Source organism: Longilinea arvoryzae, assembly GCF_001050235.1.
Lineage (GTDB): Bacteria > Chloroflexota > Anaerolineae > Anaerolineales > Anaerolineaceae > Longilinea > Longilinea arvoryzae.
On record NZ_DF967972.1, the window covers coordinates 2,194,050 to 2,212,717 of the forward strand.

At 55.8% G+C, this 18,668-nt stretch carries 12 protein-coding genes; 10 read left to right on the forward strand and 2 right to left on the reverse strand.

Annotated features, from left to right (window positions below; translation table 11 throughout):
- Positions 1–6 precede the first annotated feature (6 nt).
- Together LARV_RS09755 and LARV_RS09760 are read right to left on the reverse strand one after the other, a co-directional pair.
- Positions 7–1,320, reverse strand: a complete 1,314-nt coding sequence (locus tag LARV_RS09755; protein ID WP_075073462.1) for a UDP-glucose dehydrogenase family protein — start codon at positions 1,318–1,320, stop codon at positions 7–9.
- A gap of 200 nt (positions 1,321–1,520) precedes the next feature.
- Positions 1,521–5,819: a carboxypeptidase regulatory-like domain-containing protein gene (locus LARV_RS09760; RefSeq protein ID WP_075073463.1), complete on the reverse strand. Its 4,299-nt coding sequence runs from the start codon at positions 5,817–5,819 to the stop codon at positions 1,521–1,523.
- A gap of 355 nt (positions 5,820–6,174) precedes the next feature.
- Here LARV_RS09760 and folD point away from each other — a divergent pair, with 355 nt between their 5' ends.
- The 10 genes from folD to LARV_RS09810 all read left to right on the forward strand — a co-directional run bounded on the left by folD (position 6,175) and on the right by LARV_RS09810 (position 18,668).
- Positions 6,175–7,053 carry a bifunctional methylenetetrahydrofolate dehydrogenase/methenyltetrahydrofolate cyclohydrolase FolD gene (gene folD, locus LARV_RS09765; protein WP_075073464.1) on the forward strand — a complete coding sequence of 293 codons (879 nt, stop codon included), beginning with the start codon at positions 6,175–6,177 and terminating at the stop codon, positions 7,051–7,053.
- Positions 7,054–7,165: 112 nt separating this feature from the next.
- Positions 7,166–8,548 carry an 8-oxoguanine deaminase gene (locus LARV_RS09770; protein WP_075073465.1) on the forward strand — a complete coding sequence of 461 codons (1,383 nt, stop codon included), beginning with the start codon at positions 7,166–7,168 and terminating at the stop codon, positions 8,546–8,548.
- A 97-nt stretch (positions 8,549–8,645) separates the two neighbouring features.
- Complete coding sequence (gene ade, locus LARV_RS09775; RefSeq protein ID WP_083522472.1) at positions 8,646–10,439, forward strand: adenine deaminase; 1,794 nt, start codon at positions 8,646–8,648, stop codon at positions 10,437–10,439.
- 20 nt (positions 10,440–10,459) lie between these two features.
- Complete coding sequence (locus tag LARV_RS09780; protein ID WP_075073466.1) at positions 10,460–11,248, forward strand: GntR family transcriptional regulator; 789 nt, start codon at positions 10,460–10,462, stop codon at positions 11,246–11,248.
- A gap of 102 nt (positions 11,249–11,350) precedes the next feature.
- Positions 11,351–12,301, forward strand: coding sequence for an aspartate carbamoyltransferase (pyrB, locus tag LARV_RS09785; protein ID WP_075073467.1), 951 nt, complete (start codon positions 11,351–11,353; stop codon positions 12,299–12,301).
- A 76-nt stretch (positions 12,302–12,377) separates the two neighbouring features.
- Positions 12,378–13,358: an ornithine carbamoyltransferase gene (locus tag LARV_RS09790; RefSeq protein ID WP_075073468.1), complete on the forward strand. Its 981-nt coding sequence runs from the start codon at positions 12,378–12,380 to the stop codon at positions 13,356–13,358.
- Between the two features lie 29 nt (positions 13,359–13,387).
- Positions 13,388–14,335 (forward strand): carbamate kinase, encoded by a 948-nt coding sequence (gene arcC, locus LARV_RS09795; RefSeq protein WP_075073469.1) that lies wholly within the window; start codon positions 13,388–13,390, stop codon positions 14,333–14,335.
- 227 nt (positions 14,336–14,562) lie between these two features.
- Positions 14,563–15,828, forward strand: coding sequence for a BMP family ABC transporter substrate-binding protein (locus LARV_RS09800; protein ID WP_075073470.1), 1,266 nt, complete (start codon positions 14,563–14,565; stop codon positions 15,826–15,828).
- Positions 15,829–15,973: 145 nt separating this feature from the next.
- Positions 15,974–17,536, forward strand: a complete 1,563-nt coding sequence (locus tag LARV_RS09805) for an ABC transporter ATP-binding protein (RefSeq protein WP_075073471.1) — start codon at positions 15,974–15,976, stop codon at positions 17,534–17,536.
- Entirely contained in the window at positions 17,529–18,668 is a 1,140-nt protein-coding gene (locus tag LARV_RS09810; RefSeq protein WP_075073472.1) for an ABC transporter permease, read from the forward strand. Before LARV_RS09805 ends, LARV_RS09810 begins: the two co-directional genes overlap by 8 nt.

The following is an 18,668-nucleotide window of genomic DNA, read 5'->3' on the forward strand; positions in this document are numbered from 1 at the left end:
TGGAAATTAATCCGGTAAATGGTTACCACGGCCGATGCCGTAGTAATTAAAGCCCTGTGCGCGTAGTCGTTCGCCATCCCACAGGTTGCGGCCATCGATGATGACGGGCTGGCGCATCAGGCCGCGAATGCGGTCGAAATCGAGCTGCTTGAACTCGTTCCATTCGGTGGTCAGGACCAGCGCATCCACGCCATCGGCCACTTCATAGGGGTTGCTGCACAACGTCAGGCGCGGGAACATTTGACCGGCGTTTTCCATGGCCTGCGGATCGTAGGCCTTGACGTGCGCGCCTTCGTTTTGCAGCAGGTGAATCACTTCCACAGCCGGGGCTTCGCGCATGTCATCCGTGTTGGGCTTGAACGCCAGCCCGAGGATGCCGATTTCGCGGTCATTCAGGCCGCCCAACGCCTTGCGCAGTTTGACGATCACGCGGCGGCGCTGGTTGCGGTTGATTTCCATCACGGCCTGCAACAATTGGGGTTGGGTGCCATGCAGGACGGCCATGTGCGCCAGTGCCTTGACATCCTTGGGGAAGCACGAACCACCCCAGCCCAGGCCGGCATCCAGGAACGACGGTCCGATGCGTTTGTCGAGCCCCATTCCGCGGGCCACTTCGCAAACATCCGCGCCGAGCTCTTCGCAAATGTTGCCGATTTCGTTGATGAAGGAAATTCGGGTGGCCAGGAAGGCATTGGAGGCGTACTTGATCATCTCGGCGGTGCGCAAATCGGTGATCACGATCGGGCAGCGCAGGGTGAGGTAGAGCTGGGCCACCTTGTTGGCAGCTTCGCGTTCGGTCGAACCCAGCACAACCCGGTCCGGGTTCATGAAATCGTTGATCGCCGATCCTTCGCGCAGGAACTCGGGGTTGGACACCACGTGAAATTCGAGGGCCTTGCCGCCCCGGCGTTTCCGGACCACGTCGGCGACCCAGTCGCCAGTGCCGACCGGCACGGTGGATTTGTTGACAATAATAATGGGGTCGTCGACCAGATCGGCGATCGATTCGGCGGCTGAACGGACGTATTGCAGGTCGGCTTCTCCGTCCGATCCGGAGGGAGTGCCCACAGCGATGAACGCGATTTCGGTCTCTTTGAGCGCCTCGGAATATTCCGTTGTAAAACTCAAACGGCCGGCGCGAACGTTCTGGGAAACCAGTTGTTCCAGCCCGGGCTCGTAGATCGGCATGACGCCGTTCTTTAATTTACTGATGCGTGTATCATCCACATCCAGACAGGCGACCGTGTTACCCAGATCAGCAAAACAGGAGCCTGTAACCAGACCGACATAACCGGTTCCAATCACACAAATTTTGGTCATGAGAGCATTTCCTCCTATTCTCTGGTTCGATTATAGCCTAAAGTATATCTGTCAGTGAAAAACAAGGGTAAATTTCCGGGACAGCCCGGCCCTTCTCCTTCACACTTGCACCGTTACCCTTGCGGACCTGGTCCGGAGGATAGAACAATCCTCCCCCAGTATATTGAAATGGGGGAGGATTGTTTTGAATGACTCGTGAACTATCGGGTTATGAAGGGCAGGAAAACCTGCGAAGAGTTATCCGAGCCCAGGACCAGCCACTCACCCTCATGGCGCGTGGTGGTCGTGATGGTGTTGGTGGAAGTGTCGATGTGACTGTTCGGATCTTTCACCCATCGGGAACTTGCAGCGTCCCAATAATAAAGGCTTAGGCTGCTTTCGGTCAAATTCAAGGCGTCGATCTCCGTCTGAGCGTAGTGCACGCTGAGCGTGTAATCGGCGGCAGGCATCACCGGTTGGTGGGTTGCGTCCTCAGCCTTGAAAGTGAAGTAGAGCGAAGTCTTTTGCATTCCTTCAGGCAGGTGGGTAAGGTCATAGGTCAAAAGACCGGTATGGATAAGAGTCGTTCCATCGGTGAAGCCGCCCGCCGGGATTGAATAAGACACACGCCCTTCCTCGCCGTTGGGAGAGAATTCAGTGCTTGCCGGAGCGCCTAACGCCGCACTGGTTGGGACGCCGACAGTGGTTGTGTCGGTACGTTCCAACGTCCAATCGGCGATGTAATCCACCCCACCCACGCCAAAGCTGCGCACGAAACCGCGTGAGAGGTTGGGACTTACGCTGTAATACAACGGCATTAAAACTGCATCGGTCTTCAGAAGGATTTCTTCAGCCTGCTGGTAGTATTGCCTGCGTTCGGTCTCGGTGGTGCTGCTGGCGGCGCTGCTCAAGAGTGCATCGTATGCGTCATTTTGCCAGCCACCAAATATGGCATCCATGGAATACATCGAGCTCAGGAAATTATACCCATCGTTGTAATCCGAGCACCATCCCCTGCGGGCGACCAGCATCTGGCCGGCCAAGATTTTATCGGTATATTGTTGCTGGGAAATTCCTTCTACCGTGAAATGTGCATTCAAGGTCTGGTTCCAGGCTGTGGCCAGAAATTCCATCTGATCCTGTTGGGCACCGGCATTGGGGGCATCGTCGGCGTAATACAACGGAATGGCCGGCAACCCGGTGTAATTGCCACTGAAGGCAGCCTGGATATCCTCGAGGGCCTGGGTGGGATCATAAGCAGGATAGATTCCGGAAGTCTCATCCGAATGACCTAACACACCGGGAGCGATATACGTCCATGCCGGCATTGTTCCGGAGACCGTCTGAGTGGTAAAGGCATCCCGATCTACGGCCTCGATCAAGGCTCGACGGAACAGGGCTGCATTGGCACCCGTCAAACCCAGGGTGGACTCGATCTCACTTGAACTGAAACCGGCGAAGAACGTGCACTGCTGTGCGACCAGATTGAGCTGGTCCTGGATGGCGGGGTCATTTTTCGCATCCGCGATGTGCGATGGCGGAATCACGGCGGTATCCAGTTCGCCGCTCAGGTACTGGTTCCAGGCCTGATCCGTCGATGAACCGCTCTTCATCACCACCTGCTGGATTTGAACTTTATCTGCGTCGATGAAATTCGGATTTTTCTGTAACAGGACATGCGCCCCATCCCACTCCATCAGGCGGTAAGGTCCACTGGTGACCAGTTTATCCAGCGATGTCCAGGAATCCGGGAATGCCTGAATCAATAGCTGCGGTAGCGGGCGGGCAGCCATGGTCGACAGTAAAGTCGGGAAGAAGGCAACCTTTTGCGTCAACGTAAAATGGATGATGTGCCCGGGATCGGCGGTATCCAGGGTGATGCCGACCTGGTCAGCGTCAGCGGTGCCATTGCGATAAGCCTCAGCTCCCTGGATGATCAACATGTCGTCGACAACGCCATCCATCTTCAGGTTGCGCAGCAGAGCAAAACGAATGTCAGCCGCCGTCAGCGGCGAACCATCACTCCAGGTCAAACCGTTGCGCAGGCTGAAGGTCCAATGGGTGTTATCGCCGGATTGCCAGGACGCGGAGTCGGACAGATTCGACAGCGTCGATCCATCCGCAGGATTGATGCGGGTCATCCCGGAGAAAATTTGGTCGACCAGATAAGCGTTTTGAACATATTCGACCCAGCCGGGATCGATCATATCGGCGATGGTGGCCGACTGGCGCATCGTCAGCAAATTTGGATCTTCACCGCCTTGCACAGGAAGTCCAAAATTGATATTTCCATTCGTCGCACCGATGGTGATCGTCACCGGGTGGTCTGTATTCCAATTGGGATTCCCACCATAATAAAGCGCCTGGCTGCCTTCATGCGAGGCGCGCAGGATGTAATTTCCAGCGGGTAAACCACGCAAAGTGTAAATACCATCCGGACCGGTGGCCTGGCTGCCGTAACTGCGCCGTGAACCATCGGCCGCCACGGCCATCACAGTGGCATTTTCCAATGGCGTACCCTGGTCGTCGCTGATCGTCCCGCTCAGGGCGCCGCCCTGTTCGAGCGCGAAATCGTGACCGGATGTGGTCTGACCCGCGGTGGCCTGGATGATCGGAGCTTCCTCGAGGTTGACCACGTGATCGTAGATTTGGTCGACGTAATTCATCCCGTCCAGATCGGAATTCCAGCCGACCATGGTACGAAGTCGATAATAACCCGGCGTGACAAAGATGGAATAATTCCCATCCTGGTCCGTCCAGGCGTTAAATCCAGCATAGGTCTGCGAATTTTCAGCATACACCGGAATATTGCTCAGGGAAGTCGTTCCATCCGCTGCGGTGACGTGGCCAGAGATGATCCCGGCCGGATCGAGCGTGAAATTGATGCCCGAGGTCGTTCCGGCTCCGCTCAACACCAGGGGCGTGGCGGCTCCATAATCCGGGGTATTGTTGTAATACCGGCTGACGTAAGGTTGGGATACGCAATCCGGGCAGGCCTGGATGCGGTACGTGCCATCCGCGAGCCCGGTCATTGTGTAGTTTCCGTTTTCATCGGTCAGCACGTTCTTCAGCCATTCATCGGTGTCCCATTTGAGGGCCGCGACCATTATGCCCGACAGCGGCCGGGGTGTTTCCGAAGTATCGCTGACCGAACCCTGAATGGTATTGCCCGGTCGGAGAGAAAAATCGATGCCGGAGGTCGTCGTTCGCGCCGTGAGGGAAAGCGGGCTTGCCTGATCCAGGCTGGCGACATGATCGAAATACTCGTCCACCAGGTTAATCTGGTTATAATCGCTGTTCCAATTCAACTGGGTATGGACGATGTAATTGCCCGGTCTGGCGTTGAGAGCGTAATTTCCTTCTCCGTCGGTCCAGGTATTGAAATTCGAGCCATCCACCGTGTTTTCTGCCGATACGGGGACATTGGGGAGCGCAGAACCATTGCGATCGGTGACATGCCCGGTGATTATCGCGGCCGGTTCGAGCGTGAAATTGACGCCGGTTTGAGCGCTTCCACCGGAGAGTGAAAAATTCGTGGAAGAATCGATATTTGTCTGGCTGTCGTAATATTCACCCAAATAATATTTACCGGAACATTCCGGGCAGGCCTGAACGCGGTAGTCGCCATCCGGTAACCCGGCGAGGTTATAACTTCCATCTGAAGCGGTATCGACGGACTTGAACCACGTCCATTGGCTGGTTGCACCATCCCATTGAACAGCGCCCATCGTTATTCCAACCAGGGCTGTGCCAGGTGTGGCGTTATCGGTAACCGTGCCCTGGATGGAATTCCCCAACGGCACTTGAAAATCAATATTGGATGGATTGAGACCCTCGCCGACGGTAAGCACCCCGGCTGCTTCAAATTGAATAACGCCAGGATAATAAATGCTGACATACAGGGTGGGATTGTCGCATTCCCCGCAGGCCAGTACCCTGAAATTACCATAAGGTACACCAAAGAAGGTGTAGGAGCCGTCATCTCCTGTCTGCATCCCATCGACCCATCGGTTATTATCATTAATAACAGCCATCGTCATTCCCGAAATCGGATGGCCGTTCGAATCGGTGATGACACCGGAAATCGATCCTCCGGGATCGAGTGAAAAATCCAACGGATAGTGTTGATCGATGCCCACCTGGATGGGTTCATCATCTCCCCAAACCGGCGTTCCACCGGCATAGGTGTTGGCATAGGATGTTGGTCCATTGCATCCGGGGCAGGCGCGAACCCGGTAGGTTCCAGGATTTACAACAAGTGTGTAACTTCCATCCGCCGCGGTGGTGGTATCTCCGACATTTTGATCGCTCTCGTACTCGTTGGCATAAACGGTTACCCCGGCAATGGGTTGGTTGTTCACCGAACTGGTCACCCTTCCGGTGATGGTTTCACCGGCTGCCTGAACCGGGGGAATGGAAATTCCCAGAAGACCGATGGTGATGATGATGGTTAACAAAATACGACCCAAGTACGCCGGGAAACAGCGAACCTGGGCTTCAAGATGTGTCTGCGACGCCATAGCTGCCTTCTTTTCCTATTCAATTACGGGGATCAAATGTCAAAGAGGTTGGTTTTGAAAAATGTCAACTTTTAAATCCCTACCCTTGAGTTGACAAAACTCGGTAAATTGTATTTCCGAGTTCTTTATTTGTCAATCGAGGACAGCCAAAACAGGAACGCAAATCCGAACGGATCTCAGCTTCACGCTTATTTTCAAATCTGACATTTTCACAAAGGTCGTGACGGATTTCCGTCCTTTATTTTTAACCAAAGGCTATAATATACAGGTAACAAAATCGGGAATCATTTTTCTGCGTCCTTGAGTTTTAGCATGATCGATCAAGCCAGATGATCTCAATATTGGAGAAAAAACCATGACTGCAACAATTTTGGATGGCAAGGCGCTTGCTGCGGAAATCCGCGCGGATGTGAAGGCTAGAGTTGCGGCGCGCATTGCGGCCGGAAAACCCGCCCCCGGTCTGGCGACCGTGCTGGTGGGGGATAACCCGGCGTCTCAATCCTACGTGCGCTCCAAGCGTAAAGCCAGTGCCGAGGTGGGAATCGAATCCTTTGGTTATGAGCTGCCCGCGACTGCCAGCCAGGCAGAAGTTGAAAAGCTGGTCAGCGAACTAAACGCCGATCCAAAGGTCAACGGGATTCTGGTTCAGCTTCCGCTTCCGGGTCACCTGGACGAAGAGCGAGTGCTCAATCTGATCAGTATCGAGAAGGATGTGGATGGTTTTCATCCGGTCAATATCGGCCGCCTGGCGCAGAAAGGCCGCGAGCCCAGTTTTGTACCCTGCACGCCGGAAGGCTGCATGTACATGATCCAGAAATCCGTTCCCAAGATCGAGGGTATCAACGCCGTGGTTTTAGGGCGCTCCAACATCGTGGGCATGCCGGTGGCGCTGCTGCTGGTGCGCGCCAACGCAACCGTGACCATCTGTCATTCGCGCACCAGGAACCTGCCGGATGTGGTGCGGCAGGCGGATGTGCTGGTGGCGGCTGTGGGTAAGCCCGAGATGGTGCGCGGCGATTGGGTCAAACCGGGCGCGGTGGTGATCGATGTCGGCATCAATCGCGTCGATGATCCCAGCAGCCCGAAGGGCTACCGCATGGTGGGCGACGTAAACTTCGACGAGGTCAAAGAAGTCGCCGGCGTCATCAGCCCCGTTCCGGGCGGCGTGGGCCCAATGACAATTGCCATGCTTTTGCGTAATACATTGCATGGTGCTGAATTGTCGGACAAGTGACAAAAATCACGTTGTCAGACAATTGACTTTTCAGGAGTTTGTAGGTACACTGATTTTACTGTCGCACCCAATAAGACAGATCCCCAGTGTCAGACTACAGACTCCTGAAACGATGACCACTCTTCTTGTAAAGAACGCCAGTGTCTTGGTAACGATGGATGGCCAGCGCCGGGAAATTTCCGGCGGTGGCCTTTTCATTCGGGATGGCTTCATCGAAAAGGTGGGGGCAAGCCAGGATCTACCTCAAACGGCGGATGAAGTGTTGGATCTTAAGGGGCATATCGTTTTGCCCGGGTTGATCAACACCCACCACCATTTCTATCAAACCTTGACTCGCGCCGTTCCAGCAGCGCAGGACGCCAATCTTTTCGGCTGGTTAAAGACGCTCTACCCGATTTGGGCGCGCATGACGCCGGAGGATATCTTCACTTCGACGCAGACGGCGCTGGCCGAACTGGCGCTTTCCGGCTGCACCACGGCCTCAGACCACCTGTATTTGTTCCCGAACGGGTCGAAGCTGGATGACGAAATCGCTGGCGCGCGGGAAGTGGGCCTGCGCCTGCATGCCTCACGCGGCTCGATGAGCCTGGGGGAGAGCCAGGGCGGATTGCCGCCGGACAGCGTGGTCGACAGCGAGGCGCACATTCTGGAAGACAGCGCGCGCCTGATCGAGACGTATCACGACCCCAAAGCGGGTTCGATGCTGCAAATCGTACTGGCGCCGTGCTCACCCTTCAGCGTGACCACCGAACTCATGAAGAAAAGCGCCGAGCTGGCGCGCCATTACGGCGTTCACCTGCACACCCACCTGGCCGAGACCCAGGATGAAGAACAATTCTGCCTGCAGATGTTCGGCTACCGCCCGGTGCCTTATATGCAATCGGTGAACTGGATCGGCCCGGATGTCTGGTTCGCGCATTCGGTGCACGTCTCCGAAGAAGAAATTCAACTTTACGCGCACACCGGCTGCGGCGTGGCGCACTGTCCGTCCTCCAATATGCGCCTGGCTTCCGGGATTGCGCCGGTGCTGCGCTACCGCGCCGCGGGCGTCAACGTTGGTCTCGGCGTCGACGGATCGGCCAGTAATGACGGCTCGCACCTGCTGGGTGAGGCTCGCCAGGCTATGCTGCTCTCGCGTATTGGGGCGGGCGTGGCCGGCGCTTCGCTTTCCGGCGCGGGCGCTCCACCGCTGATGACTGCGCGGCAGGCGCTGGAACTGGCCACGCGCGGCGGCGCGACCGTATTGGGCCGCAATGACCTGGGTTCTCTCGAACCTGGAAAATGCGCCGATTTCTTTGCGATCGATCTCAACCGGTTGGATTACGCCGGCGCCCTTCACGATCCGGTTGCTGCCGTGGTTTTCTGCGCGCCGCAGCGGGTGGATGTGAGCGTGGTGGGTGGAAAAGTGATCATTCGAGGCGGAGAACTGTTGACAGTGGATGTGCCCGCGCTGGTTCAGCGGCACAACCAGGCCGCCAGGCGGCTGGTCGGATAAAGTCCCGGCATTTCCGCGATCCAAGAACATCGCAGTCCGGTTATTTTTATTTATTTTCACAGAACGGTAATCGTTGGTCGAGGAAAAGGCGAATCCCATGAGCATGAATACTTTTTGGCAGAGAGATACGCGAGCGCTGGTCGATTGCGCGATGGGGCGCACTCCTGCCGATCTGGTCATCCGGAACGGTCAATGGGTGTCGGTTCAATCGGGCGAGATCATACCCGGCAGCGATATCGCCGTGATCGACGGTCGGATTGCATACGTCGGTCCGGATGCCAGCCATACAATCGGTCCCAAGACACAGATTATCGATGCTGCCGGGCGCTTCCTGGTGCCGGGCCTGCTGGATGGACACATGCACGTCGAATCGGGCATGCTGACCGTGACCGAGTTCGTGCGTGCGGTTGTGCCGCATGGGACCACAGGAATGTTCGTGGATCCGCATGAAATCGCCAACGTGTTCGGCCTGCGCGGCGTGCGGTTGATGGTCGATGAAGCTGCATTGCAACCGATCACGGTCTTCGTGCAAATGCCCTCCTGCGTACCTTCCTCGCCGGGCATGGAAACCCCGGGCGCGACGATTGGTCCGGAAGAAGTGTCCGAAGCCATGACCTGGCCGGGCATTATCGGCCTGGGTGAAATGATGAACTTCCCGGGCGTTTATTCGGGCGACGCCAAGGTGCACGCTGAAATGGACGCCACACGCATGTCGAACAAGGTGATCGGCGGCCATTATGCATCCCCGGACCTGGGCTTACCTTTCCATGGGTACGCAGCCGGCGGACCGCAGGACGACCATGAAGGCACGCGCCTTGAGGATGCCGTCGAACGGGCGCGTCAGGGCATGAAGGTGATGTTGCGCTACGGCTCGGCCTGGCACGATGTGGCCACCCAGGTGCGCGCCGTGACTGAGATGGGGCTTGATCCCCGGAATTTCATCCTGTGCACCGACGATTCGCATTCGGCCACCCTCCTTCAAGAGGGGCACATGGACCGTGTGCTGCGGCATGCCATTTCTCAAGGATTGAAGCCCATCACGGCGATCCAGATGATGACCATCAACACGGCCGAACATTTCGGCGTGAGCCGCGAAATGGGCATGATCGCTCCGGGCCGCTATGCGGATGTGCTGCTGGTGCAGAACCTGGTCGATTTCCACCCCGATACGGTGATTGCGCGCGGCAAGGTTCTGGCGGAAAACGGCCGCATGCTGGTCGATTTGCCGGCAGTCAGCCATCCCGAGTGGGCCATGAATTCGGTGCATCTCCGTCGCAAATTGACGGCCGCAGACTTCAAATTAGCATTGCCGCCGGCAAACGGGCCGGTGAAAGCGCATGTGATCGGCGTGATCGAAAACCAGGCCCCGACGCGCCATCTGGTGTTCGAATTCTCGCGCGCGGATGGCGAAATTCGAGCCGACCGCGAACGCGATATCGCCAAGCTCGCTTTGGTCGAACGCCATTGCCGGACTGGCCGGATCCAGGTGGGGTTGGTGCACGGGTTCGGCTTCAGCGAGCCCTGCGCCATTGCCACAACGGTGGCCCATGATTGCCACCATATGATCGTTGCAGGCACGGATGACGAGAACATGGCGCTGGCTGCCAATACACTCGCGGTATGTGGCGGCGGGCAGATCGTGGTGTTGCGCGGCGAAGTGATCGGCAAAGTCGAACTGCCGATTGCGGGTTTGATGTCGAATGAACGGGCCGAGGTCGTGGCGCAAAAAGCCGCCACGGTTTTGGAAGGATTTAAGAAATGCGGATGCAGTCTGAATAACCCCAACATGCAGCTCAGCCTGCTTGGGCTGGTGGTGATTCCATCGCTGCGGATATCCGATTTGGGATTGGTGGACGTCGATCGTTTCACCATGATTCCGGTTCTCGAATAAGCGAGCAAGGGACCATACCAATGAAGAAAGTACAACCTCAATCTGAAGGTGAACCTCAGCGGTTATTCCAGCGGCTGCAAAATGAGCTGGCGCAATTGATCGCTGAAACCCCGGCCGGTGAAAGACTGCCATCGGAGCCGGAACTTGCCCGCAAACTAGGCGTTTCACGCGCGACGCTGCGCGAAGCCATGCGAGCGTTCGAAGGTCAGGGGCTCATTCGCCGCCGGCAAGGGGTGGGGACGTTCGTCGTCGGCCAGACCAATGTCATCGAGACGGGCCTGGAGTTGCTGGAAAGCATCGAAACGATGGCCGAACGGATCCAGTTGAAAGTTTCCATGGGCGATTTGCAAATCGGCCATCTCAAAGCCGACGAAAGCCGGTCCACGATTCTTCAGGTTCCATCCGACTCGCCCCTGGTTCAGATTTCACGTGTCATCCATGCCGAAAACCGCCCGGTCGCCTACCTGGTGGATTTGCTGCCCGAGGAATTTCTTTCGTCGAAAGATCTGGAAGTGGGTTTCACAGGATCCGTATTGGACCAATTGCTGCGCCGGCAGGATATCCAATTATCCGAATCCGTTACCAATATCCGCGCAGTGGCTGCCAGTCCGGAGATTGCCCATGCGCTGCAGATTCAACGCGGCGATGTACTCCTGCTTTTCATCGCCGAGCTGTATTCGAAAGAAGGGCGCATGGTGGATTATTCGCATAGTTATTTCCTGCCAGGATATTTTCGCTTCCATGTTGTCCGCAGTATTGGATTATCCAAAGTTGCGTCCTGGATGCCGATCGAGCCGGAAAGGAGGTAGGTGCGCTTTCGAAATTTGATTGAGCACTAAAGACTGTGAATACACTGGTTATGTCACATACCAGGTTATCCAAAACTTTATTAACATTTGAGGAGATATCCAATGCGTAGTTTTGCAGGCCGTGATATTTTGTCTTTGAAAGATTTCGAACGCGAAGAGTTCTTCCGGATTTTCCAGGTTGCCAAAGAACTGGAACCGATTGCTCGCGATCGCCGCAATTCGACCATGCTGGCTGAAAAGACTCTGGTAACGGCTTTCTACCAGCCCTCCACCCGCACCCGCCTGGCTCACGAAGCCGCCATGCACCGCCTGGGCGGCCATGTGACCGGTTTCTCGGATGCCAAGATGACCCGCGCCGGCGACTGGTATCAGGAAAGCATTAAAGATACCGTCAAGATGCTGGAATTTTACGGCGACGTGATTGTGATGCGTCACTTCCAGCAGGGCGCCCCGATGGAAGCCGCCAAATGGGCTTCCGTGCCGATCATCAACGGCGGCGATGGTTGGGGCGAGCACCCGACTCAGATTTTGACCGACCTGTACACCGTCCTCACTGAAAAGGGTCACCTCGACGGTTTGAAGTGGGTTGCGGTGGGCGATATGCGCATGCGCACCATGCACTCGCTGGCCTATGCCCTGACACAGTTCGATTGCCCCATCACCTTCGTGGCCCCGCCTGACAAGGACCTGACCCCCGAATTCAAGGCTGAACTGAAGGAATATTGCCTGAACTTCAAGGAAGCTGAACACGTCGATCAGTGCATTGCCGACGCGGATGTCATCCTGGTCGAGCCCGTTGTCCAGCCGGATTACACCAAGTCCCGCCAGGAAGCCGGCGAACACGGTTTGACCCCGTCGAACTACAAGATCACCCGCGAACTGCTCTCCACCAAGGCAAAATCGGATGCCATTCTGCTGCATTCGCTGCCCCGCATGGACGAAATCCCCTCGGATGTGGATATCACCCGCTGGTCCCGCTACTGGCAGGAAGCCTTCAATGGCGTTGTGATGCGCATGGCTTTGCTGGCGCTGGTCCTGGGCAAGATGGAGTAATTTATTCGATCATTGGCGCCGGGGAGGATCGACTGATCCAACCCGGCGCGATTGAGAAAACCAAAGAGAGGATCTCATGCAAACATTTCTTCACGGTCGTGACTTGATCGGTGACCTTGACTTCTCGAAAGAAGAAGTCGAGACCGTATTGGAAGTGGCCTTTGATCTCAAGCGCAAGCGCGCTCTAAACGAATTGACCCCCTATCTGCGCGATAAGGTGCTGGCCATGTTGTTCTTTTTCAGCAGCACCCGCACCCGCGGTTCTTTCGAAGCCGGCATGGCTCACCTGGGTGGGCATGCTGCCTTCATTGAATCACGCACCACGCAGATCGCCCACGGCGATACGCCGAAAGAGATCGGCGAAATCTTTGGCCGCTATTTCGACGGCATCGCCATTCGCCACTGCGATTGGGGAATTGGCAATCAATACCTGAACGAGGTCGCGAAAGCATCCCGTACGCCCATCCTCAACATGCAGTGCGACATCTACCATCCCTTCCAGTGCCTGGCCGATTTGATGACCATCATCGAGAAGAAAGGTCGCGATCTGCGGCGGAAGAAGATGGTCGTTTCGTGGGCTTACGCTGCGTCCTACCAAAAACCCATGTCCGTCCCTCAATCCCTGGTTCTCCAGATGCCCCGCTTTGGCCTGGATGTAACCCTGTGCCGCCCGCCCGAATTCAAACTGATGCCCGAGATCATGAAAATGGCTGAAGAACAGGCCCGGAAATTCGGCACCAAGTTCGAAGTCGTGGAAGATATGGACGAAGGCTTCAAGGATGCGGATATCGTTTACGCCAAGTCCTGGGGCGCGATGGTTCACACGCCGGACGCCGAAGAAGGCGCCAAGATCATCAAGAAGTACGAAAGCTGGATCACCGATGAACGCAGGATCGGGCTGGCGAAATCTGACGCCATCTACATGCACCCCCTGCCTGCGGATCGCAACATCGAAGTGACCGACGCCGTGATCGATGGCCCGCACTCGGTGGTTTACGATGAAGCGGAAAACCGTATGCACGTACAAGAAGCCGTTATGGCTTTGACGATGAGTTAATCCCATAACCAAGGATTGGAGGTTTTTGAATGGCAAAGAAAGGCATTGCAGTTGTTGCAGTAGGTGGTAATTCTTTAATCAAGGATGCCAAGCACCAGACCGTTCCGGATCAGTACGAAGCCGGCGCTGAATCGATGCATCACATCGTCGACATGATCGCCGAGGGTTGGGATGTGGTGGTTACGCATGGGAATGGCCCCCAGGTTGGTTTTATTCTGCGCCGCTCTGAACTCTCGATGGGCGAACTTCATTCCGTACCGTTGGATTACTGCGGCGCGGACAGCCAGGGCTCCATTGGCTACATGTTCCAACAGGCGCTGTACAATGAATTCCGCACCCGCGGCATCCAGAAACACGCCGCGGCAATTGTGACCCAGACGATTGTGGATCGCAATGATCCCGCGTTCAAGAATCCCACCAAACCCATCGGTTCCTTCATGACCGAAACGGTGGCCAAAGAACGAGCAGCCAAGGAAGGTTGGACCGTTGTGGAAGATGCCGGTCGCGGTTGGCGTCGGGTCGTTGCCTCTCCAATTCCTCAGCGCATCGTTGAGGCGGACGCGATCCGCACGCTCGTCAACGCCGGCTTTACCGTCGTGGGCGTTGGCGGCGGCGGCATTCCGGTGCTTGAAAAGGAAAATGGCGACCTGATCGGCGTGGAAGCCGTCATCGACAAGGATTTCGGCTCTTCGTTGCTGGCCAACATGATCCAGGCGGATCTGTTCGTCATCAGCACGGCCGTTGAAAAAGTTGCCATCAACTTCAACAAACCCGACCAGAAGTGGCTCGATCGCATCACTGTTGCGGAAGCCAAGCAGTACATGGCGGATGGTCACTTTGCAAAGGGCAGTATGCTGCCGAAGATTCAAGCCATTCTGCGCTTCCTGGAAGCGGGTGGCAAGCAGGCCTTGATCACCGATCCCAAGAATATCAGCCGCGCCTTGAAGGGCGAGACTGGCACCTGGATTGTTCCTTAACTTGGATGCGAAAGTCCGGATCGGGATTACCGATCCGGACTTTGCGAAGAATTCCTCGAGGATGGGGTAAAATAGTTCTATTCCCTTGCGGACCCCAGTCCTGATTGCGGCTGGATTTTCAATGTGGATCCAGGAAGTAAGGTGTTCGATAAAAATCGCTCACCGGCTTCCTTGCGATATCCAAAATCACCCAATTCCATACCGTTCAATTTTATAGGAGGAGGAAGATGTCTTCGAAACGCTTGTGGCTGATCGTCAGCCTGTTCGTTGTGTTTGCGATGGCGCTGTCTGCCTGTCAGACGGCCACGCCGACACCAACCGTTGCGCCAGCAGCAACGGAAGCTTCTCAAGCGACCGAAGCCCCCACGACTCAGGAAGGTACCTACCAAATTCCTGATATCGAACAGGGGAAATTCAACGTCGCCTTCGTGCTCATCGGTCCGCATGACGATGGCGGTTGGTCTCAGGCCCATTTCGATGGCCTGACCTACGTCCAGGATAATGTTCCCGGTGTCCACACGGCTTACATCGAGAATGTCGCCGAAGGTACCGATGCTGAACAGGTCTTCCGCAGCCTTTCCCGCAAAGGCTTCAACATGATCTTCGGAACGTCCTTTGGTTACATGGACGCGATGGAGACTGTCGCCGCGGAATATCCGGATATCACCTACATTCATGTCAGCGGTTACAAGTCCAACGGCACCAATTTCGGTAACGTGATGGGCGCCATGGAAGACATGAAGTACCTGGCCGGTATGGTTGCGGGTTCCCGCGCCAAGTTGGACGGCAATCCCAAACTGGGTTACATCGCCACCTTCCCGATCCCGGAAGAATTGCGCCTGGGGAATGCATTTGCCCTGGGTATGCGCAAGACCTGCCCGGATTGCACGCTGGACGTCCGCTGGATCAACACCTGGCATGACCCGGTTGTTGAAAAGCAGGCGGCTGCCTCTTTGTTCGATGCCGGCGCTGACGTTGTCTTCACCGGCGCCGACACACCCGCTCCCGCGGATGTGGCCACTGAAAAGGGCAAATGGGGCATCACCTATGACTGGTCCGGTTCCTGCAAAGCCGAGCGCTGCCTCACGACCATCTACTGGAACTGGGGTAAAGTTTACGCCGGTATCGTCAAGGGTGTGATGGACAAGACCTACAAAGTAGGTTGGGACTACTTCGATGCTGACAGCGGCGGCCTGGGCCTGTATGGTTTCATGGATGGCGAAACCATGACCAAGGGCGCTTCCGAACTGCCGGCTGAGGATATCAAACTTGTGAAGGACACCCTTGCCAAGTTCCTCTCTGGCGAAATGAACCGGTTCGATGTCTTCTCCGGTCCCATCTACGATAACCAGGGTAATCTGGTCATCGCCGAGGGCCAAAAGTTTGAACAATCGGACCTGGATCAGTTCCCGCCGGGTGCCGAAGGCCTCGCCTGCAAGTACTGCATGCACTGGTGGGCTGCGGGCGTCACCGCCGAGCTTCCGGCGCAGTAACAGCACTTCATAGCAACAAGGGGTCAGGTCAAAAGCTGACCTGACCCCTTCTTATCAAAACAGCGTTAAGTCGGCGTTACACGTGTTTTGTTGAGATCCAGTCGGTAGTATCGGGCAAACATCGTTCGATCGTAGTAGAGGTACCATGGACTCAGGAAGCGGCAAGCAAGAAATCGTCAATGTGGTTACCATGAGGGGAATCGTCAAGCGGTTTCCCGGCGTGCTGGCGAATGATCATGTTGATTTCACGTTGAAAAAAGGGGAAATCCATGCGTTATTAGGTGAAAATGGCGCCGGAAAATCCACCTTGATGAATATTCTCGCCGGGTTATATCGACCTGATGCTGGAATCGTCAATATTAATAATAAACCGGTGACATTTTCGAACCCCAGGCAGGCCATCAGCGCCGGGATCGGCATGGTCCATCAGCATTTCATGTTGGTGCCGTCCCAGACGGTCACCGAAAATATTCTTCTGGGACTCGAAAAGCCAAGTTTCCTGTTACATTTGAAAGAATACGACCGCGTCATCTCGGATTTCGGCAAACAATTCGGCCTCGAAGTGGATCCGACTGCCAAAATCTGGCAATTGTCGGTTGGCGAACAGCAGCGCGTCGAATTGCTGAAGATGCTTTATCGGGGTGCGGAAGTGCTGATCATGGATGAGCCGACGGCAGTTCTGGCTCCTACAGAAATCGACGGTCTGTTTGCCATCATGCGCAAGATGATCGATCAGGGTAAATCCATCATCTTTATCAGTCATAAACTGAATGAGGTGATGGCGATTTCGGATGAAGTGACCGTCCTCCGGCACGGCCGGGTGACTGCGGCGGGCGTTGCGACCAAAACGACGACCATCCCCGAACTGGCGCGTTTGATGGTCGGCCGGGAGGTCATTTTCGACCTGCAGCGCAAACCTCAGAAGCCGGGCAAAGTCGTGGTGGATGTCAAGGACGTTTGCGCGTTGAACGATAAAGGATTGCCCGCGCTCCAGGGCGCTTCCCTGCATGTGTGCGCTGGTGAAATTGTCGGTCTGGCCGGCGTGGCTGGCAACGGCCAACGCGAACTGGCGGATGTGCTGACCGGACTGCGCAAGTGTTCGAAGGGAAGCATCTGCATTCAGGATGAAGATGTGACCAACAAGGACGCGGGTGCAGGCATCCGGCATAACGTGTCCCATATTCCTGAAGACCGAACGCATGTCGGAACCGCGCCCGATTTGAGCGTGACCGACAACATGATTATGAAAAAATACCACCAGAAGCCCATCGGCAATGGTTGGTTCTTAAGTATGCAGGCGGCAGAAAAATATACCCGCGAGTTGAAGGACGCTTACGATATTATTGCTCCTTCCATTAATACGCCGGTGCGCATGCTTTCCGGTGGAAATTTGCAACGTGTGATTCTGGCGCGCGAAATTTCTGCGCTGCCGACGTTTATGGTGGCTGTGCAGCCCACCCGCGGCCTGGATGTCGGCGCAATCGAAGGCGTCCAACGGCTGCTGTTAACACAACGCGAAGCCGGTTCGGCCGTTTTGTTGATCTCGGAGGAACTGGATGAGTTGTTGGCGTTGAGCGACCGGATTTATGTCATCTATGAAGGCAAGATCATGGGCGAAGTGCTGGATGGCGATATCGAAAAGATTGGCCTGATGATGACGGGCACCCCGTGTGAAACTGCCGAGAAGGAGCAACTTCCCAATGTCTGAATCGACCTCTCTTCCCTCGGTTGCTCCGCGCCGTAAATTCCCCTTCCGCGTGAAGGTGGAACCGCGTCTTGAAGAAACGCCCAAATGGCTGCCGGTAGTGGTTTCGTTGATTGCGGTGGTGATTGCACTGCTCATCGGCGCGCTTTGTCTGGCGTTGGTTGGAAGCGATCCATGGAAATCATATGCCAGCATCGGCAAATCCGCCTTCGGCAGTTGGGGCGTCTTTTCGGATACGCTGGTCAAGGCTATTCCATTGATGCTGACTGGCCTGGCCTGCACCATCGCGTTCCGCATGCGCATTTGGAATATCGGTGCCGAAGGCCAGTTCTTCATCGGTGCTTTCACCGCAAGCTCGATCGTGTTGATCCCGGTTTTGCCGAGCGATGCTCCGCGCTGGCTGTTCATCCTGGTGATGGCTGTGGCGGGTATGATCGGCGGCGCTCTGTGGGGGTTCGTACCAGGCTGGCTGAAGACCAAATTCAACGTCAATGAAGTCATCTCCACCCTGATGATGAATTACATCGCCGTCGCCTGGAACAATTTCTTCATCTTCGCCGTATGGACCGAAGGCGGCTTTCAGATGTCGAAGATGTTCCCCAAGAATGCCTGGCTGCCGCGTCTCGCGGACATGGCCAAGGAGATTCCTTTCTTCCGCGGCATGACCACCCATCTGGGATTGGCATTCGCGGTGGTCGCAGCGGTGATCGTCTGGCTCATCCTCTACCGCAGCAAATGGGGCTATGAGATTCGCCTGATCGGCGATAATCCTCGCGCCGCTGGATACGCCGGTATCCCGATGAAACGCAATATCATCCTGGTGATGATGCTTTCAGGGGCATTGGCTGGCCTGGCCGGCATGTCGGAAATCACCGGCGTCGTCCACCGGCTGCAGGGCTCCATCTCACCCGGTTACGGCTTTACCGCCATCATCATCGCCTGGCTGGCGAAACTCAACCCGTTCGTGGTGTTGATTGTCTCCATTCTGTTCGGTGGGTTGATTTTGGCGGGCCGTGAGATTCAGCCTTCCGGCATTCCAAAACTCATGCAGGGAATTATTCTTGTGTGCTTGATCGCAAGTGATTTCCTACTGCGCTACCGTATTCGCATCATCCGGCGGAGCGAGGAGGAATAA

What these genes read in the sequence shown, in the direction of transcription:
- LARV_RS09805 (WP_075073471.1), top strand. Translation starts at nt 15,974, where the DNA reads ATGGACTCAGGAAGCGGCAAGCAAGAAATCGTCAATGTGGTTACCATG.
- LARV_RS09790 (WP_075073468.1), top strand. Translation starts at nt 12,378, where the DNA reads ATGCAAACATTTCTTCACGGTCGTGACTTGATCGGTGACCTTGACTTC.
- LARV_RS09800 (WP_075073470.1), top strand. Translation starts at nt 14,563, where the DNA reads ATGTCTTCGAAACGCTTGTGGCTGATCGTCAGCCTGTTCGTTGTGTTT.
- folD (WP_075073464.1), top strand. Translation starts at nt 6,175, where the DNA reads ATGACTGCAACAATTTTGGATGGCAAGGCGCTTGCTGCGGAAATCCGC.
- LARV_RS09810 (WP_075073472.1), top strand. Translation starts at nt 17,529, where the DNA reads ATGTCTGAATCGACCTCTCTTCCCTCGGTTGCTCCGCGCCGTAAATTC.
- LARV_RS09760 (WP_075073463.1), bottom strand. Translation starts at nt 5,819, where the DNA reads ATGGCGTCGCAGACACATCTTGAAGCCCAGGTTCGCTGTTTCCCGGCG.
- LARV_RS09755 (WP_075073462.1), bottom strand. Translation starts at nt 1,320, where the DNA reads ATGACCAAAATTTGTGTGATTGGAACCGGTTATGTCGGTCTGGTTACA.
- LARV_RS09770 (WP_075073465.1), top strand. Translation starts at nt 7,166, where the DNA reads ATGACCACTCTTCTTGTAAAGAACGCCAGTGTCTTGGTAACGATGGAT.
- ade (WP_083522472.1), top strand. Translation starts at nt 8,646, where the DNA reads ATGAGCATGAATACTTTTTGGCAGAGAGATACGCGAGCGCTGGTCGAT.
- LARV_RS09780 (WP_075073466.1), top strand. Translation starts at nt 10,460, where the DNA reads ATGAAGAAAGTACAACCTCAATCTGAAGGTGAACCTCAGCGGTTATTC.
- pyrB (WP_075073467.1), top strand. Translation starts at nt 11,351, where the DNA reads ATGCGTAGTTTTGCAGGCCGTGATATTTTGTCTTTGAAAGATTTCGAA.
- arcC (WP_075073469.1), top strand. Translation starts at nt 13,388, where the DNA reads ATGGCAAAGAAAGGCATTGCAGTTGTTGCAGTAGGTGGTAATTCTTTA.